The following is a 16997-nucleotide window of genomic DNA, read 5'->3' as shown; positions in this document are numbered from 1 at the left end:
ATGAAGATCCTGTTCTACTCGCCGCAGCAGGAAGCCGGCGCATGGCGCGACGCGATCGCGCAGGCGCTGCCCGAGGCCGAGCTGCGCGCGTGGCAGCCGGGCGACACGGCTGCCGCCGACTACGCGCTCGTGTGGCGCGCGCCGCGCGAGCTGTTCGCGCCGCGCGACGGCCTGCGCGCGATCTTCAACCTCGGCGCGGGCGTCGATGCGCTGCTCGCGCTCGATCGCGCGCATCCCGGCACGCTGCCGCGCGACGTGCCGCTGGTGCGCCTCGAGGATTCGGGCATGGCGCGGCAGATGATCGAATACGTGACGCACGCGGTGCTGCGCTACCTGCGCCGCTTCGACGAATACGACGCGTTGCAGCGCGAACGCCGCTGGCAGGTGCTGGAGCCGCATCCGCGCGCGCGCTTCACCGTCGCGGTGCTCGGCCTCGGCGTGCTCGGCGCGCAGGTCGCGCAGGCGCTCGCGGCGCTAGGCCTGCCGGTGCGCGGCTACAGCCGCAGCCCGAAACGGCTCGACGGCGTCGCGACCTTCGCGGGCGACGACGCGTTCGACGCGTGTGTCGACGGCGCGAAGGTGCTCGTCAACCTGCTGCCGAGCACGCACGATACCGACGGGATCCTGTCGGCGCGGACCTTCGCGAAGCTGGCGCCGGGCGCATACCTGGTGAACGTCGCACGCGGCGCGCATCTCGTCGAAGCCGACCTGCTCGACGCGCTCGCGAGCGGCCAGGTCGCCGCCGCGACGCTCGACGTGTTCCAGCACGAGCCGCTGCCGGTCGACCACCCGTTCTGGCACGCGCCGCGCATCACGATCACGCCGCACAGCTCGGCCGAGACGCTGCGCGACGAAGCCGTCGAGCAGATCGCCGGCAAGATCCGCGCGCTCGAGCGCGGCGAGCGCGTCGGCGGCATCGTCGACTACGCGCGCGGCTACTGAATTCCACCTATACGAGACCGGAGACAACCATGACGTTCCCCACCGCCGTCAAGATCGTCGAAGTCGGCCCGCGCGACGGGCTGCAGAACGAAAAGACCTTCGTGCCGACCGACGTGAAGATCGCGCTCGTCGACCGGCTGTCGCGCGCCGGCTTCCGCAATGTCGAGGCCGCATCGTTCGTGTCGCCGAAATGGGTGCCGCAGATGGCCGACGGCGCCGACGTGATGGCCGGCATCGAGCGTCGCCCGGGCACCGTGTATTCGGTGCTCACGCCGAACCTGAAAGGCTTCGAGAACGCGCTCGCCGCACGCGCCGACGAAGTGGTGATCTTCGGCGCGGCGAGCGAGGCGTTCTCGCAGCGCAACATCAACTGCAGCATCGCGGAGAGCATCGCGCGCTTCGAGCCGGTCGCGAAGGCCGCGAAGGATGCCGGCCTGCGGCTGCGCGGCAGCGTGTCTTGCACGCTCGGCTGCCCGTACCAGGGCGAGGTGCCGGTCGCGTCGGTCGTCGACGTCGTCGAACGCTTCGCCGCGCTCGGCTGCGACGAGATCGACATCGCCGACACCATCGGCGTCGGCACGCCGACGCGCACGCGCGAAGTGCTGTCGGCCGTTACGCGCGTGTTCCCGCGCGAGCGGCTGTCGGGCCACTTCCACGACACCTACGGCCAGGCGCTCGCGAACATCTACGCGGCGCTGTTCGAAGGGATCGAGATCTTCCACGCGTCGGTCGCCGGCCTCGGCGGCTGCCCGTACGCGAAGGGCGCGACCGGCAACGTCGCGACCGAGGACGTGCTGTACCTGATGCAGGGCCTCGGCATCGACACCGGCATCGATCTCGCGCAGGTGGTCGCCGCCGGCGACTTCATCTCGAACGCGATCGGCCGCGCGAACGTGTCGCGCGCCGGTCGCGCGCTGCTCGCCAAGGCGCAGAGCGCAGCCGACGCGCCGAGCTGCGCCTGACCCAGACACTCACCGGACTCCCCATGACGACACCCGCTTCATTCGACTCTCTCCCCGATTCCGCGCGACGCGTCGCGCTGCTGCTGCGCGAACGCGGGCATGCGAAAGGGATCGTGATGCTCGCCGAAACCGGCAAGACCTCCGCCGAAGCCGCGGCCGGGCTCGGCTGCTCGGTCGCGCAGATCGCGAAGTCGATCCTGTTTCGCCGCGAATCCGACGGCCTGCCGGTGCTCGTCGTCGCGAGCGGCGTGAACCGCGTCGACGAGAAGAAGGTCGCCGCCCAGGTCGGCGCGGTCGGCCGCGCCGATGCGAAGTTCGTGCGCGACCATACCGGCTACGCGATCGGCGGCGTCTGCCCGATCGGCCATCTCGTCGAACCGGTCACGCTGATCGACGCCGATCTGCTCGAGCTCGACAGCCTGTGGGCGGCCGCCGGCCATCCGCACGCGGTGTTCAACCTGTCGCCGCAGGAACTCGTCTCGCTGACGGGCGCGCCGGTTGCCGACGTCGCTCAGCGTAACGACGCATGAGCGACGTGCAGGTACCGGTCGGCACGGTCGCCTCGCCGTGCACCGACGTCTGCAGGATCGATCCGCGCACCGACTGGTGCGCGGGCTGCCTGCGCACGCGTGACGAGATCAAGGGATGGCGCGCGTCGGACGACGACGCGAGACGCGTGTTGCTCGCGCGGCTCGACGCGCGGCGGCGCCTGCTCGCGCGGAGCGGCGCATAAAAAAATGCCGTTCGGCCTGCTTGGCGAACGGCATGAGATCGGAATCCTGTGAACGTGATCAACGTCACAGCCCGCATCATACGAGCGACGCTGCAGCGTCGCATCGGGTGTTTCCCTACAACTCCTTACGGCCTTTTTGGCGCGCAATCCGCGTGCCCGGAGGCGACGCCGACGCGCTTGGCGGCAAGCCGCAGCGGTGAACCGTAGCGGTGAACCGAATCGCACGACCGTTTCAGTTGCCGACCGCCGCGCGACGCGCGGGCACGATGCGCCAGCCGAGGTTCACGCCGGCCGCCGCGAGCAGGATCAGCAGCGCGCCGAGCACCTGCGTCCACGCGAGCGTCTGCCCGAACGCGATGCGATCGACGATGATCGCGACGACCGGATAGACGAACGACAGTGCGCCCGTCATCGCGACCGGCAGCTTCTGGATCGCGCCGTACAGCAGCACGTACATCAGACCGGTGTTGACGACGCCGAGCACGACGAGATCGAGCCACTGCGCGGCCGTCGCGGGCAACGCGCCGAAGTGCGCGAACGGCGCGAGCAGCACGATGCCGAGGCCGGCCTGCAGCAGTGCGAGCAGGTGCGGCGGCGTGCCCTTCAGGTGCTTCGTGACGATCGACGACACCGCGTACAGGAACGCCGCGCCGAGCGACAGCGCGACGCCTTCGAGATATTCGCCGGGCACCGCGAGCACGGCCGGCTCGACCCGCACCACGCAGACCAGCCCGATGAAGGCGAGCGCGAGCCACGCGATCGTCGACGCGCTGATCCGTTCGCGGAACACGAGCGCGCCGAGCGCGACGAGCATGAACGGCTGCGTGTTGTAGACGGCGGTCGCCATCGAGATCGACGCGCGCGAATACGCGGCGAACAGCAGCAGCCAGTTTGCGACGATCGCGACGCTGCCGAGCGTCGCGAGCGCGAGCATGCGCGGCGAGAACAGCGCGCGGCGCAGCAAGCCGAGCGCCGCGCAGACGATCGCGAGCGTCGCGGCGCCGAACAGGCAGCGGAAGAACACGACGTTGGTGAGCGGTTGCTGCGACGACATCACGAGCCACCCGATCGTGCCGGACATCATCATCGCGACGACCATCTCGGCGGCACCGCGGCGGATTTCGTTCGAGGCCATCATGGACTCCGTTTGACGAGAGAAGATGACTTCGATTCTAGGAACTTGCTTTCCATGCATCCACGGCTAAACTGAAGCGAAACAATCGATTCACCTTCGAAAGCAAAGCGATCATGTCGAAACGCCTTTCCCCGCCCGCCGTCGCGTCACTGGACGCGACCGACCGCGCGATCCTCGCGGCGCTCGCCGAGGATGCGCGCATCGCCACCAGCGAACTGGCGCGACAGATCGGGCTGTCGGCGCCCGCGACCGCCGACCGCGTGCGGCGGCTCGAAGCGCAGGGCGTGATCGCGGGCTTCACCGTCGAGCTCGACCCGCGCGCGCTCGGCTATACGCTGCAGGCGATCGTCCGCGTGAAGCCGCTGCCGGGGCAGCTGCATCTGGTCGAGGAGGTGCTGCGGCGGATTCCGGAATTCGTCGAATGCGACAAGGTGACCGGCGAGGACTGCTTCATCTGCCGGCTCTACCTGCGCACGATCGAGCACCTCGACGACATCCTGTCGAAGGTGACGGAGCGCGCGGAAACGAGCACGGCGATCGTCAAATCGACGCCCGTGCCGCGCCGCCTGCCGCCGCTGGTCGAAGACGACGCCGCGCGCCGCTGAACCGCGAGCGCCGATCGTCGACGCGCAGCAAGCGCCGCGCGACCCGCCGCGGCCGGCACCGCTCACGCGGCCGCGTCGCGCGCTTCGAAGAACGCGAGCAGCTCGTCGATCAGCGCGACGGGCGCCTCTTCCGGAATGTAGTGCCCGCAATCGAGCGCGCGGCCGCTGACGTCGCGCGCGACGCGCCGCCATTCGTCGAGCGGATCGAAGCAGCGGCCGACGATCCCGTGTTCGCCCCACAGCACGCGCAGCGGGCACGCGACCTTGTTGCCGCGCTCGAGATCCGCGCGGTCATGTTCGAGATCGATCGTCGCCGACGCGCGGTAGTCCTCGCACATCGCGTGCACGGCGCCCGGCTGCGCGAGCGCGGCGCGATACGCGGCGAGCGCCTCCGGCGCGAACGGCGCGAGCCCGGCGGAACGGTTGCCCATCACGCGCTCGATATACGCATCGGTGCGGCCTTCGATCAGCGTTTCGGGCAGCGGCGCCGGCTGGATCAGGAAGAACCAGTGGAAATACGCGGTCGCGAACGCGCGGTCGGTCTGCTCGTACATCGCGAGCGTCGGCGCGATGTCGAGCAGCATCATCCGCTCGACGGCCGCCGGATGATCGAGCGCGAGCCGGTGCGCGACGCGCGCGCCGCGATCGTGCGCGCACACATGGAATTGCTCGAAACCGAAATGGCGCATCACGGCGACCTGGTCGGCCGCCATCGCGCGTTTCGAATACGGCGCATGCCGCGCGTCGCTCGGCGGCTTGCCCGACGTGCCGTAGCCGCGCAGGTCGGTCGCGATCACCGTGAAGTGATTCGCCAGCGTCGCGGCGACGCGATGCCAGATCATGTGGGTCTGCGGGTGGCCGTGCAGCAGCAGAAGCGGCGGCCCCGCGCCTCCTTTGACACCGAAGATGTCGGTGTCCTGCACCGTCACGCGAAACGGTGCAAACGCCTCAAACGACATGGTTTGTTTCTCGTTGGTTTGTTATGGCGGATATTGTAGGAGCGCCCGGCCGACTGCTGAGCGCGCCAGATGCCCGAATGCGTAGAAAGAGAACACTCACTCGATTGTCGCCACGCCGCGCAGTTTGTTAAGCTCGCGTAGAATCGCACGACCGTTCGTATTAATATGAACGCGCGGCTATACCGCTACACTCGAAGCACCGTTCGACCGCCAAGCATGCATGCCGGCGTCGGCGCGCCCGCGCCGGGCCCGGCCGCCCCTCGAGACTGGAGACATCACATGGCATTGCCCGCCGTCCTGCAGAACCTGACGCTGCCCGTCATCGCGTCGCCGATGTTCATCGTCAGCTACCCCGAACTCGTGCTCGCGCAATGCAAGGCGGGTATCGTCGGATCATTCCCCGCGCTCAACGCCCGTCCGGCCGAACTGCTCGACGAATGGCTCACGCAGATCCAGTCCGAACTCGCCGACCACAAGGCGAAGCACCCGGACGCGGTGATCGGCCCGATCGCGGTCAACCAGATCGTCCACCAGTCGAATGCACGGCTCGAGCACGACGTGCGCGTGTGCGTCGAGCACAAGGTGCCGATCTTCATCACGAGCCTGCGCGCGCCGGCGCGCGAGATCGTCGACGCGGTGCACAGCTACGGCGGCATCGTGCTGCACGACGTGATCAACCTGCGCCATGCGCAGAAGGCGCTCGAAGCCGGCGTCGACGGGCTGATCCTCGTCGCGGCCGGCGCCGGCGGCCACGCGGGCACGACGTCGCCGTTCGCGCTCGTCGGCGAAGTGCGCAAGATGTTCGACGGCCCGATCGTGCTGTCCGGCGCGATCGCCAACGGCGGCTCGATCCTCGCCGCGCAGGCGATGGGCGCCGACTTCGCGTACATGGGCACGCGCTTCATCGCGACGCAGGAAGCGCACGCGGTCGAGGACTACAAGCGTGCGATCGTCAACGCGAAATCGTCGGACATCATCTATACGAACCTCTTCACCGGCGTGCACGGCAACTACATCCGCGAGAGCATCGAGAAAGCCGGCCTCGATCCGGAGGCGCTGCCGGAATCGGACAAGTCGAAGATGAATTTCGGCGGTGACAAGGCGAAGGCGTGGAAGGACATCTGGGGTGCCGGCCAGGGCGTCGGCCTGATGGACGACCTGCCGAGCGTCGGCGCGCTCGTCGAGCGCCTGAAGCGCGAGTACGACGACGCGAAGGCACGACTCGGCATCGCGCGCTGACGCGGGCGGCGGGTTGCGCCACCGCCGCGCATGACGTCGGACCAAACAAAAAAGCGCGAACCGCAACGGCTCGCGCTTTTTCATGTCCGCCGCGCGGGCGGCCGGCGCCGGTCAGCCCGCGCGCTTGATCCGCGTGATCGGCAGCACGCGCAGGCGTGACTCGATCGACGGGCACAGCGACTGCCCTTCGAACCGTGCCGCGAGGAAGTCGACGAACGAGCGCACCTTCGCGGACACGTGGCGACGGCTCGCGTACACCGCATAGATCGGCGCCTCGTGCGGCGGCACGGCGTCGAGCAGCACCGGCACGAGCCGGCCGGATTCGATGTCGTCGCCGACCACCTCGGTGCCGAGCAGCGCGATGCCCGCGCCCGCGAGCACGGCCGCGCGCAGCCCCTCGAGATGGTTCACGATCAGGTTGCCGTTCAGGTTCACGCGCGACGCGGCGGCCGCGTCGATCACCAGCGAATCGAGCATCGTCGAATTCGAATCGCGGCGCAGGTAGTTGTGGTGCGCGAGATCGGCGATCGTCTGGGGCGTGCCGTGCTTGTCGAGATACTCGGGCGACGCGACCAGCAGGATGTGCGCGGTCGCGATCTGCCGCGCGACCAGCGACGACGATTTCAGCCCGTTCGGCGCCGCGCGCACCGCGACGTCGTAGCCTTCCTCGATCAGGTCGACCACGCGATCGGACAGCGTCATGTCGACGGTTACGTCCGGGAACCGACCCGCATAATCGGTGACGGCCTGCATCACGTGCCGCAATCCGAACGCGGACAGCGACGTCACGCGCAGGCGGCCCTGCGGCACCACGCTCGCGGCGCCGACCGCCTGTCCGGCTTCGTCGAGTTCCGACAGCGCCTGCACGAGGCGCTCATAGTATTCGCGTCCCGCCTCGGTCGGCGCGACACGTCGTGTCGTGCGATGCAGCAGCCGCGCGCCGAGCTGCTGCTCGAGATGCATCACGTGCTTGCTCGCCATCGCGGCCGACATCTGCATGCGCTCGGCCGCGCCGACGAAGCTGCCCACTTCGACGACGTAGCGAAACACATTCATGCTGACGAGGGTATCCATCGAACTAGCTCGCAATTCCTGGGAATTATGCAATTACGAGTAGGGTAACAAAGGCGAGGAAACAAAAAGGTCAACAAAGGCAAAACGGCACCGCGCAAAGCGGTGCCGTTTTTCGGGGCGGAAAGCCGGCAGACGCGACGCACGGTGCGTGCGCGTCCGAACCGACGAATCGTCAGAACTTCGCGCGGATGCCTGCGCCGAACGTATTGCCGCTCGACAGGCCGCTGATGTGGTCGTTCATGTACGCAGCGTAGACGTCGGTGCGCTTGGACAGCGGATAGTCGTAGCCGACGGCCCAGGTCTGGCGCGTCTGGTCGAGGCCGCCGCCGTCGCGCGAGTAGGCGTACGACGCCATCGCGTTGCCGACGCCGAGCGGCACCGACACGCCGCCCTGCGCGGTGTTCACGTGCCAGCTGCCGGCGACCTGGTCGTTCTTCGTATACATGTACTGGCCGAACAGCTTCACGTACTTCAGGTCGTAGGTCGCGCCGACCAGCCCGATGCCCTGGCTCTTCATGCCGGTCACGAGCGAGCTCAGGTCCTGCGGGCCGTTGTTGAAGTTCACGTACTGGTAGACGGCGGTCGCCGCGAACGGGCCGTTCGCGTAGTTGAACTGCGCGCTCCACTTCTTCGAGCGGTTGTCGCCGGCCGTGTTGCCGAGCGCGTACATCGCCGCGAAATTCAGGCCGCCGAACGAAGGCGACGTGTAGGACAGCGCGTTGTTCCAGCCCGAATCGCCGACCGCGCCCTGATCGCTCGGATAGGTCGGGAACGTGCCGAGGCCGAGGAACACGTGGTACACCATCGGCGAGAAGGTGTACGAATCGTAGAACGGGTTGAACAGGATCGTCGACAGGAACAGGTGCGTCGTCAGGCGGCCCGCCGTCACCGTGCCGTACGGCGAGCTGACGCCGACGTATGCGTTGCGCGCGAAGAACGTGTCGCCCTGGAAGCGGCCGAACTGGCCGTTCTGCGCACGGAAGAAGCTCTCGAGCGTGAAGATCGCCTTGTAGCCGTCGCCGAGATCCTCGGCGCCGTGCAGGCCCCAGTAGGACGTCGACATCCCGCCGCCCGACACGTTCCATGCGCGATCGCCGCCCGGGAACTTGGTGGCGCCGACCCATTCGTCGACCTGACCGTAGAGCGAGACGCTCGACTGCGCGTGAACGGGTGCGGTTGCGGCCACGCAGGCGGCCGCGGCGATCAGCTTGACGGACGTGCGCGACGCACGGCGAGCGAATGCTTTCATGGGATCTCCAGGTTTTGTCGAATGTCGATAAGTGGCGCGAGCGTTGTTGTTTGGAGCCGATTGCTTGCGTCGTATGGGGCGCAGCCATCTTTACGGAACATGCGTCCGGTCAAAATTGCGCACACTTATTGCGGGTATAGCGGCAGCATTAACTTCGCGGAATCGGCACATGGCCAGGCGCGCCGCAGCGGCCCCGCGCGGTGCGGGCACGCGACGGGACGGCCGCGGGGGGCGCGCGTGCCGGGCGCGAAAGATAGCGCAATGCGACGGGAAAATCAGCGGAAATCTATGCGCGACTGTGGCGAATTCGCATCACAGCCGGCGGGGGAGCGAACGCGCAAGGCGCTCGGCGAACGCGCGGGGCGCTCAGTTTCGGTAGAACGGGGAGAAAAACGGCGAGTGGGAAGGCTCTTCCTGCGCGCGGGGCGGCGGCATCGGACGGCCGCCACGCTCTTCGTTGTAGCGCGCGACGTCGGCGCGGATCGAGCCGGCGCGCAGCGGCACGTTGCCGCCGCCCTGCGGGCGCGGCATCTGGCGGGACTCGGCGCTGATCGGACGATACGGGCTCTGCGCGGCGTAATGGCCGTAAGACGGCGTCGGACGCAGGCCCCAGCGGGAACCGTAGCCGCTCACGCCGCCGCCACGCGCGCCGCCCGGCGGCAGCGCCCGGCGCCATACCTGCGCGTTGCCGGCCGGCTGGCCGTACATGCGCATGTCGCCGCCACCGAAACCGTGACCGAAGCCATGACCGCCGCCGAACGCCTGACCGCCGTGCGGCGGTTGCGCGAGCGCGAGCGGCATCAGCAGCGCGCCGAGCACGCCTGCCACCCATCGTCCGACCTTCAGTTTCACCCGTTCCGTCATCATTCAGTGCCTATTGCCGCTCGCCGCCGGGCTGTTTCCGGCCGACGCAAGCCTTTCAGCAGTAATTTATGAGCGGTCCCAAACGGTGTCGAGCGAAAAAATGTTAGGTCGCGGGCATGGGTGTAACACCATGTTACTGCTAGGTTTTTTCACTTCAGGGTGGGATCGCGACAGAACATTCTTCTGCCGCTTTGCGCGTCGCCGGGCCTCCGCAGGCGAGCGTTGTTGCGCGGCCGCATCATGCAATCGATTCATCAATAGATTCGTACAATGAATTTGTTTATTGAATGACCAGCCGGGACAATACCGGCTTCGCGCGCGCGACATGCGCGCCCGCCGTTTCCGAATCGAGTTCCCCGATGGCCCGTCCCCGTTTCCTTCCCGACAACTTCACGCTCGCGCTCGTCGGCACCGTCGTGCTCGCGAGCCTGCTGCCGTGCCGCGGCCCGGCCGCCCATGCGTTCAACTGGGCGACCAACATCGCGGTCGGCCTGCTGTTCTTCCTGCACGGCGCGAAGCTGTCGCGCGAAGCCGTCGTCGCGGGCGCGACCCACTGGCGGCTGCATGCGGTCGTGCTGCTCAGCACGTTCGCGCTGTTCCCGCTGCTCGGCCTCGCGCTGAAGCCCGTGCTGCAGCCGCTCGTCACGCCGACGCTGTATGCCGGCGTGCTGTTCCTGTGCACGCTGCCGTCGACCGTCCAGTCGTCGATCGCGTTCACGTCGATCGCGAAGGGCAACGTGCCGGCCGCCGTGTGCGCGGCATCGGCGTCGAGCCTGCTCGGGATCTTCGTGACGCCGGCGCTCGTCGGGCTGATGATCACGTCGCAGTCGGCCGCGGCCGCGTCGCCGTGGAGCACCGTCGGCAGCATCGTGATGCAGTTGCTCGTGCCGTTCATCGCCGGCCAGCTGCTGCGGCCCGTGATCGGCGGCTGGATCGAACGCAACCGCGGCGTGCTGCGCTTCGTCGACCAGGGCTCGATCCTGCTCGTCGTCTACGTCGCGTTCAGCGAGGCCGTGAACCAGGGGCTGTGGCACCAGATTCCGGCGCGCGCGCTCGGCGGCCTGCTGGTCGTCAACGTCGTGCTGCTCGTGATCGCGCTGGGGCTGACCGCGTTCGTCAGCAAGCGGCTCGGCTTCAACCGCGCCGACCAGATCACGATCATTTTCTGCGGGTCGAAGAAGAGCCTCGCGGCCGGCGTGCCGATGGCGAAGGTGATCTTCTCCGCGCAGGCGGTCGGCGCGGTCGTGCTGCCGCTGATGCTGTTCCACCAGATCCAGCTGATGGCCTGCGCGGCGCTCGCGCAACGCTGGGGCGCGCGCGACACGAGCGGCGAGCGCGACGGCGACGCGGGTGCGGCCGGTGCCGCACGCGGGCGCGGTGCGCTGAGCGCGGGCAAGCGCTGACGCGGGAGGCTGCGCGGCCGGCATGGCTGGCCGCGCTGGGGTGTTCGTCTTGGTCCTTTTGTCCCAGCGTCTCACCTCTCGCCTCCCGCCTCCCCGCTTCCCGCTTCCCGCTTCCCGCCTCTCGCCTCTCGCCTCTCGCCTCTCGCCTCTCGCCTCTCGCCTCTCGCCTCTCGCCTCTCGCCTCTCGCCTCTCGCCTCTCGCCTCTCGCCTCTCGCCTCTCGCCTCTCGCCTCTCGCCTCTCGCCTCCCGCCTCCCCGCCTCCCCGCCTCCCCGCCGCGCAGCCCGCCGCGATGCATGCACCATCGACGCGCATCGCGTCACCAAATCTTCATTCAATTCTCCGCGCGCACTGCCGTTAAAGTCGGGCGTCCCGTCGTCTCGGCCGTCCTCGTCCATGCCCGCGCCCCATCCCGACTCGTCCGCCGCCCCCACCACCCGCCTGATCGCGGAACGCGCGCTCGCGGCCGTGTTCCAGCCGATCGTCGATCTCGGGTCGGGCACGGTCGTCGGTTACGAAGGCCTGATCCGCGGCCCGCGCGGCACCGACCTCGAGCCGCCGGCCGCACTGTTCGCGCAGGCCGCCCGCGACGGCACGACCGTCGCGCTCGAACAGGCGGCCGCGCGCACCTGCCTCGACGCATTCGCGGCGCTCGGCTGCGACGGCAAGCTGTTCCTCAACTTCAGCGCGGGCACGATCCTGCAACTCGCGCGTGAACGCGAGCGCGCGCGGCAACTGCTCGTCCGGGCGCGGATCGGCGCCGAGCGCATCGTGATCGAGCTGACCGAGCAGACCGCGCTGCCGGACGTCGCGCGCATCGGGCCGGCGGTCGCCTCGCTGCGCGACGCCGGCATCCAGTTCGCGCTCGACGACTACGGCACCGCGAGCGCGAGCATGAACCTGTGGCTGCGCCTGCACCCGGATGTCGTGAAGATCGACCGCTTCTTCATCCACGACATCGCGCGCGATCCGCTCAAGTTCGAGGCGGTCAGGGCGATGCAGCACTTCGCGCACGCAAGCGGCGCGCAACTGATCGCGGAAGGGATCGAGAACGAGTGCGACCTGCTCGTCGTGCGCGACATGGGCATCGGCTGCGTGCAGGGCTTCCTGCTCGGCCGGCCGGACGCGCAACCCTCGCCGGTCGTCGCGCCGGCCGCGCGCGACGCGATCCGCACCCCGCACATCGCGGTGTTTCCCGGTGCGACCCGCGCCGTGCGGCCGGCCGGCACGATCGCGGCGAAGATGCTCGTCGCCGCGCCGGCACTGCCGCGCGACGCGACCAGCAACGACGTGCTCGACCTGTTCAACCGGATGCCCGCCCTGCACGCGGTCGCACTCGTCGAACGCGGCCGGCCGGTCGCGCTCGTGAACCGGCGCGGCTTCATCGACCGCTTCGCGCTGCCGTACCACCGCGAGGTGTTCGGGAGGAAGCCGTGCCTGCAGTTCGCGAACGACGCGCCGCTGATGATCGACAACGCGACGACGGTCGAGCAGCTCGCGATGCTGCTCGCGAGCCACGACCAGCGCTACCTCGCGGACGGCTTCGTGATCACCGAACACGGCCGCTACATCGGGCTCGGCACCGGCGAAAGCCTCGTGCGCGCTGTGACCGAAATGCGCATCGAGGCCGCGCGCTACGCGAATCCGCTGACGTTCCTGCCCGGCAACATCCCGATCAGCGCGCATATCGAGCGCCTGCTGGCGCGCGACGCCGGCTTCCACGCGTGCTACGTCGACCTGAACCAGTTCAAGCCGTTCAACGACCAGTACGGCTACTGGCAAGGCGACGAAGTGCTGAAGTTCGCGGCGACGGTGCTGGCCGGCGTGTGCGATCCGCAACGCGACTTTCTCGGGCACGTCGGCGGCGACGATTTCCTCGTGCTGTTCCAGCGCGACGACTGGCACGCGCGTGCGGCCGACGCGATCGCGCGCTTCAACGACGGCGCACAGCGCTTCTACACGCAGGCCGACCGGCTGGCGGGCGGGTTGCGCGGCGAGGACCGCTACGGCAACCCCGCGTTCTTCGGCTTCGTGACGATGGCGATCGGCGTGGTCGGCGTGCCGGCCGGCGCGAACGGCGCGATGCGCTACGGCAGCGACGAGATCGCGTCGGTCGCGGCGCTCGCGAAGCGGCGCGCGAAACAGCAGCCGGGCGGGCTCGCGGTCGTCGATCTGGACGCGGGCCGCGCGGCACTGCGCGATCGCGGCGGGCCGCCGCACGCGGCGGCAGGCTGAATGGCGGGCAGTTGCCGGTCGCAGGCAGGTCGCCAGCCCGCCCGAGCGACGTTGCCGGTGCCGCGCCAGCTTGCTCGGGCCGCGTCCCGGCAACAGCCAGCCGATCGCCCCACCCGTCCCGTTCACGCCGGGCATCAGAACGGGCCCGACGTTCCACCTGCCGGCACCGCCACATTCCGCGTGATTACCTTGCCTTTTCCGCGTTTTGTTTAGTATTTTTAGTAACGGCGTTTTCGCAGATTAGCTCGCAAAAACCCGCTATTTCCGGGTATTCCCCGGTTATCCGGCCCGAATTAAGCGCAGCGTTTACTATACAATCACCGTCACCCTAAACAAACCGGATCCCGAACGATGGGCACCACCATTCGCGACGTAGCGCGGGCGGCAGAGGTCTCGATCGGCACCGTCTCCCGCGCGCTGAAAAACCAGCCGGGCCTGTCCGAAGCCACGCGGGCGCGCATCGTCGAGATCGCGCAGCGGCTCGGCTACGACCCGGCCCAGTTGCGGCCGCGCATCCGCCGGCTCACCTTCCTGCTGCACCGCCAGCACAACCGCTTTCCCGCCAGCCCGTTCTTCTCGCACGTACTGCACGGCGTCGAGGATGCGTGCCGCGAGCGCGGCATCGTGCCGACGCTGCTTACCGTCGGCCCGAACGACGACGTGCTGCGCCAGATGCGCCCGCACGCGCCCGACGCGATCGCGGTGGCCGGCTTCATCGAGCCCGAGACGATCGAGGCGCTCGCCGCGACCGGCCGGCCGCTCGTGCTGATCGACCTGTGGGCCCCAGGCCTGCGCTCGGTGAACATCGACAACGCGACGGGCGCGGCGCTCGCGATGCGCCACCTGCTCGCGATCGGCCGCTCGCGGATCGCGTTCATCGGCGGCTCGGCCGCACACTACAGCATCGCGCAGCGCGCGATCGGCTACCGGCGCGCGTTCTTCGAGGCCGGGCGGCTGTTCGATCCCGCCTACGAAGTGACGATCGACGCCGGGCTCGACCCCGACACCGGCGCCGCGCGGGCGATGCAGCAGTTGCTCGACGCGCCGGGCCCGCGCCCGGACGCCGTGTTCGCGTACAACGACGCCGCCGCGCTGGCCGCGCAGCGCGTGTGCCTCGCGCGCGGCGTGCGGATTCCGGAAGACATCGCGATCGTCGGCTTCGACGACATCCCGGCCGCCGCGCACGCGAACCCACCGCTCACGACGCTCGCCGTCGACAAGGAAGCGCTCGGCCGCTGCGGCGTCGAACTGCTGCTCGCGGAAGCCCCCGAGCGCACCGAGATCTCCCTGCCCGTCGAGCTGATCGTACGGGCCAGCAGCCAGCCCGCCGGCTCACCGGCGCTCGATACCGCCACGGTCACCGAATCATGAACATGCCCCCGGCCCAATCCCGCACGGCCACGCCGGCCAACCACGCGCAAGCGGCACCGTTCGTCGCGAGCTTCCGCGATCCGTCGTTCCTGCTGTCGCACGTCGAGGACACGCTGCGGTTCTACGCGACGAACGCGTTCGACCCGACGGGCGGCTTCTACCACTATTTCCGCGACGACGGCAGCATCTACAACCGCACGTCGCGGCACCTGGTCAGCAGTTGCCGGTTCGTCTTCAACTACGCGATGGCGTACCGGCATTTCGGCGATCCGCGCCATCTCGACTACGCGCGCCACGGGCTGCGCTTCCTGCGCGACGCGCACTGGGACGAAGCGCTGCAAGGCTACGACTGGGAGCTCGACTGGCGCGACGGCACGAAGCACGCGACGCTCGACGGCACGCGCCATTGCTACGGGCTCGCGTTCGTGCTGCTGGCCGCCGCGCATGCGACGATGGCCGGCATCGACGAAGCGCGCGCGCTGATCGCGTCGACCTACGAGCTCGCCGAACACCGCTTCTGGGATGCGGCCGCCGGCCTCTACGCGGACGACGCGACGCCGAACTGGAACGTGTCGTCGTACCGCGGCCAGAACGCGAACATGCACATGACGGAAGCGCTGCTCGCGGCGTACGAGGCGACCGGCCACCTCACCTACCTCGACCGCGCGGAAAAGCTCGCGACCCACATCACGCAGCGCCAGGCCGCGCTGTCGGGCGGCCTCGTGTGGGAGCACTACCACGCGGACTGGTCGATCGACTGGGACTACAACAAGGAAGACAGCTCGAATATCTTCCGTCCGTGGGGCTTCCAGCCCGGACACCAGACCGAATGGGCGAAGCTGCTGCTGATCCTGGAGCGGCACCGCCCGCTCGACTGGCTCGTGCCGCGCGCGGCCGAGCTGTTCGACGCGGCGCTCACGCACGCGTGGGACGCCGATCACGGCGGCCTCTGCTACGGCTTCGGCCCCGACTTCACGATCTGCGACCACAACAAGTATTTCTGGGTGCAGGCGGAGACCTTCGCGGCGGCCGCGATGCTCGGCGCGCGCACCGGCAGCGAGCGTTTCTGGGATTGGTACGACGAGATCTGGCGCTACAGCTGGGCGCATTTCGTCGATCACCGCTACGGCGCGTGGTACCGGATCCTCACCTGCGACAACCGCAAGTACAGCGACGAGAAGAGCCCGGCCGGCAAGACCGACTATCACACGATGGGCGCGTGCTACGACGTGCTCGCGACCCTCGCGCGCGCGGCGCGCAGCGAGCCGACGCAATGAGCGGCGGCACCTTTCCGGCCTTCGTGTCGGCGGGCGACATCCTGACCGACATGGTGCGCGCAGGCGACGCGCAGTGGACCTCGGTGCCGGGCGGCGCCGGCTGGAACGTCGCGCGCGCGGTCGCGCGGCTCGGCCTACCGAGCGCGCTCGCGGGCGCGATCGGCGAGGACTGCTTCTCCGACGTGCTGTGGCGCACCAGCGAGGCCGCCGGGCTCGACCTGCGCTTCCTGCAGCGGGTCCCGCGTGCGCCGCTGCTGGCGATCGTCCACGAGACGCGGCCGCCCGCCTACTTCTTCATCGGCGAAGCGAGCGCGGACCTCGCGTTCGACCCGGCGCGGCTGCCGGCCGGCTGGGCCGCTCACGTGAAATGGGCGCACTTCGGCTGCATCAGCCTGGTGCGCGAACCGCTCGCGGGCACGCTCGTCGCGCTCGCGGCCGACCTGCACGCGCGCGGCGTGAAGATCAGCTTCGATCCGAACTACCGGAACCTGATGACGGCCGCGTACCGGCCGACGCTGGAGAAGATGGCCGCGCTCGCCGACCTGATCAAGGTCTCCGACGAGGACCTGCGCCACCTGTTCGGCGGCGACGGCCCCGACGCGGTCGCGGCGGTGCGCGCGCTGAATCCGCGCGCGGCCGTGCTCGTCACGCGCGGCGCGCAGGCGGCGACGCTGTACGCGGACGGCGACGTGCTCGAGGCCAGCCCGCCACGCGTCGAGGTGGTCGACACCGTCGGCGCGGGCGACGCGTCGATCGGCGGCATGCTGTTCAGCCTGATGGCCGCGCCGCAGCGGTCGTGGCGCGAGCATCTCGCGTTCGCGCTCGCGGCGGGCGCCGCCGCATGCCGGCACACGGGCGCGCACGCGCCGACGCTCGACGAGGTCGTCGCGCTGCTCGAAGGGTGACGGGATGATGACGGCGCGCTGATCGGTCGCCGATATGCGGCGCTG

16 protein-coding genes are annotated in these 16997 nt (G+C 69.1%); 11 read left to right on the top strand and 5 right to left on the bottom strand.

Features of this window, described 5'->3' with window-relative positions; all coding sequences use genetic code 11:
- Genes U4Y91_RS21285 through U4Y91_RS21270 form a run of 4 tightly spaced genes read left to right on the top strand, consistent with a single transcriptional unit; the run spans position 1 to position 2637 of the window.
- On the top strand, positions 1-942 hold the full coding sequence (locus U4Y91_RS21285) for a glyoxylate/hydroxypyruvate reductase A (protein WP_321806743.1): 942 nt from the start codon (positions 1-3) through the stop codon (positions 940-942).
- A 29-nt stretch (positions 943-971) separates the two neighbouring features.
- Complete coding sequence (locus tag U4Y91_RS21280; RefSeq protein ID WP_124571770.1) at positions 972-1904, top strand: hydroxymethylglutaryl-CoA lyase; 933 nt, start codon at positions 972-974, stop codon at positions 1902-1904.
- A gap of 23 nt (positions 1905-1927) precedes the next feature.
- On the top strand, positions 1928-2434 hold the full coding sequence (locus U4Y91_RS21275) for a YbaK/EbsC family protein (protein WP_321806742.1): 507 nt from the start codon (positions 1928-1930) through the stop codon (positions 2432-2434).
- Positions 2431-2637 (top strand): DUF1289 domain-containing protein, encoded by a 207-nt coding sequence (locus U4Y91_RS21270; RefSeq protein WP_321806741.1) that lies wholly within the window; start codon positions 2431-2433, stop codon positions 2635-2637. The genes U4Y91_RS21275 and U4Y91_RS21270 overlap by 4 nt, the downstream gene beginning before the upstream one ends.
- Positions 2638-2869: 232 nt before the next feature.
- Here the strand turns inward: U4Y91_RS21270 and U4Y91_RS21265 are convergent, their stop codons facing one another.
- A complete protein-coding gene (locus tag U4Y91_RS21265) occupies positions 2870-3772 on the bottom strand; it encodes a DMT family transporter (RefSeq protein ID WP_321806740.1) in 903 nt (300 codons plus the stop codon).
- 113 nt (positions 3773-3885) lie between these two features.
- Here U4Y91_RS21265 and U4Y91_RS21260 point away from each other — a divergent pair, with 113 nt between their 5' ends.
- Positions 3886-4377 carry an Lrp/AsnC family transcriptional regulator gene (locus tag U4Y91_RS21260; RefSeq protein ID WP_034177375.1) on the top strand — a complete coding sequence of 164 codons (492 nt, stop codon included), beginning with the start codon at positions 3886-3888 and terminating at the stop codon, positions 4375-4377.
- A gap of 62 nt (positions 4378-4439) precedes the next feature.
- Here the strand turns inward: U4Y91_RS21260 and U4Y91_RS21255 are convergent, their stop codons facing one another.
- The gene (locus U4Y91_RS21255; RefSeq protein WP_044846150.1) at positions 4440-5336 is read right to left on the bottom strand and encodes an alpha/beta fold hydrolase; all 897 of its coding nucleotides are present in this window, start codon (positions 5334-5336) and stop codon (positions 4440-4442) included.
- Positions 5337-5615: 279 nt separating this feature from the next.
- On the opposite strand from U4Y91_RS21255, the gene U4Y91_RS21250 reads away from it, so the two are divergent.
- Entirely contained in the window at positions 5616-6575 is a 960-nt protein-coding gene (locus U4Y91_RS21250; protein ID WP_321806739.1) for a nitronate monooxygenase family protein, read from the top strand.
- Between the two features lie 111 nt (positions 6576-6686).
- On the opposite strand, the gene U4Y91_RS21245 is transcribed toward U4Y91_RS21250, so the two are convergent.
- From U4Y91_RS21245 to U4Y91_RS21235, 3 genes are all read right to left on the bottom strand, one after another.
- Complete coding sequence (locus U4Y91_RS21245) at positions 6687-7649, bottom strand: LysR family transcriptional regulator (protein WP_321806738.1); 963 nt, start codon at positions 7647-7649, stop codon at positions 6687-6689.
- A 172-nt stretch (positions 7650-7821) separates the two neighbouring features.
- Complete coding sequence (locus U4Y91_RS21240) at positions 7822-8898, bottom strand: porin (RefSeq protein WP_044846147.1); 1077 nt, start codon at positions 8896-8898, stop codon at positions 7822-7824.
- A gap of 366 nt (positions 8899-9264) precedes the next feature.
- Positions 9265-9762, bottom strand: coding sequence for a peptide-binding protein (locus tag U4Y91_RS21235; protein WP_321806866.1), 498 nt, complete (start codon positions 9760-9762; stop codon positions 9265-9267).
- 359 nt (positions 9763-10121) lie between these two features.
- On the opposite strand from U4Y91_RS21235, the gene U4Y91_RS21230 reads away from it, so the two are divergent.
- The 5 genes from U4Y91_RS21230 (at position 10122) to U4Y91_RS21210 (ending at position 16952) form a co-directional block, all read left to right on the top strand.
- The gene (locus U4Y91_RS21230; RefSeq protein WP_321806737.1) at positions 10122-11165 is read left to right on the top strand and encodes a bile acid:sodium symporter family protein; all 1044 of its coding nucleotides are present in this window, start codon (positions 10122-10124) and stop codon (positions 11163-11165) included.
- Between the two features lie 395 nt (positions 11166-11560).
- Positions 11561-13399: a phosphodiesterase gene (locus U4Y91_RS21225; RefSeq protein ID WP_321806736.1), complete on the top strand. Its 1839-nt coding sequence runs from the start codon at positions 11561-11563 to the stop codon at positions 13397-13399.
- A gap of 351 nt (positions 13400-13750) precedes the next feature.
- Positions 13751-14770 (top strand): LacI family DNA-binding transcriptional regulator, encoded by a 1020-nt coding sequence (locus U4Y91_RS21220; protein WP_321806735.1) that lies wholly within the window; start codon positions 13751-13753, stop codon positions 14768-14770.
- A complete protein-coding gene (locus U4Y91_RS21215; protein WP_321806734.1) occupies positions 14767-16047 on the top strand; it encodes an AGE family epimerase/isomerase in 1281 nt (426 codons plus the stop codon). The genes U4Y91_RS21220 and U4Y91_RS21215 overlap by 4 nt, the downstream gene beginning before the upstream one ends.
- Positions 16044-16952 carry a carbohydrate kinase gene (locus U4Y91_RS21210; RefSeq protein ID WP_321806733.1) on the top strand — a complete coding sequence of 303 codons (909 nt, stop codon included), beginning with the start codon at positions 16044-16046 and terminating at the stop codon, positions 16950-16952. The genes U4Y91_RS21215 and U4Y91_RS21210 overlap by 4 nt, the downstream gene beginning before the upstream one ends.
- Positions 16953-16997 lie beyond the last annotated feature (45 nt).

It is taken from the genome of Burkholderia sp. BCC1993, from assembly GCF_905339865.1.
Lineage (GTDB): Bacteria > Pseudomonadota > Gammaproteobacteria > Burkholderiales > Burkholderiaceae > Burkholderia.
Note: the sequence above shows the minus strand (reverse complement) of the source record. Positions and strands in the feature narration are given on the sequence as shown.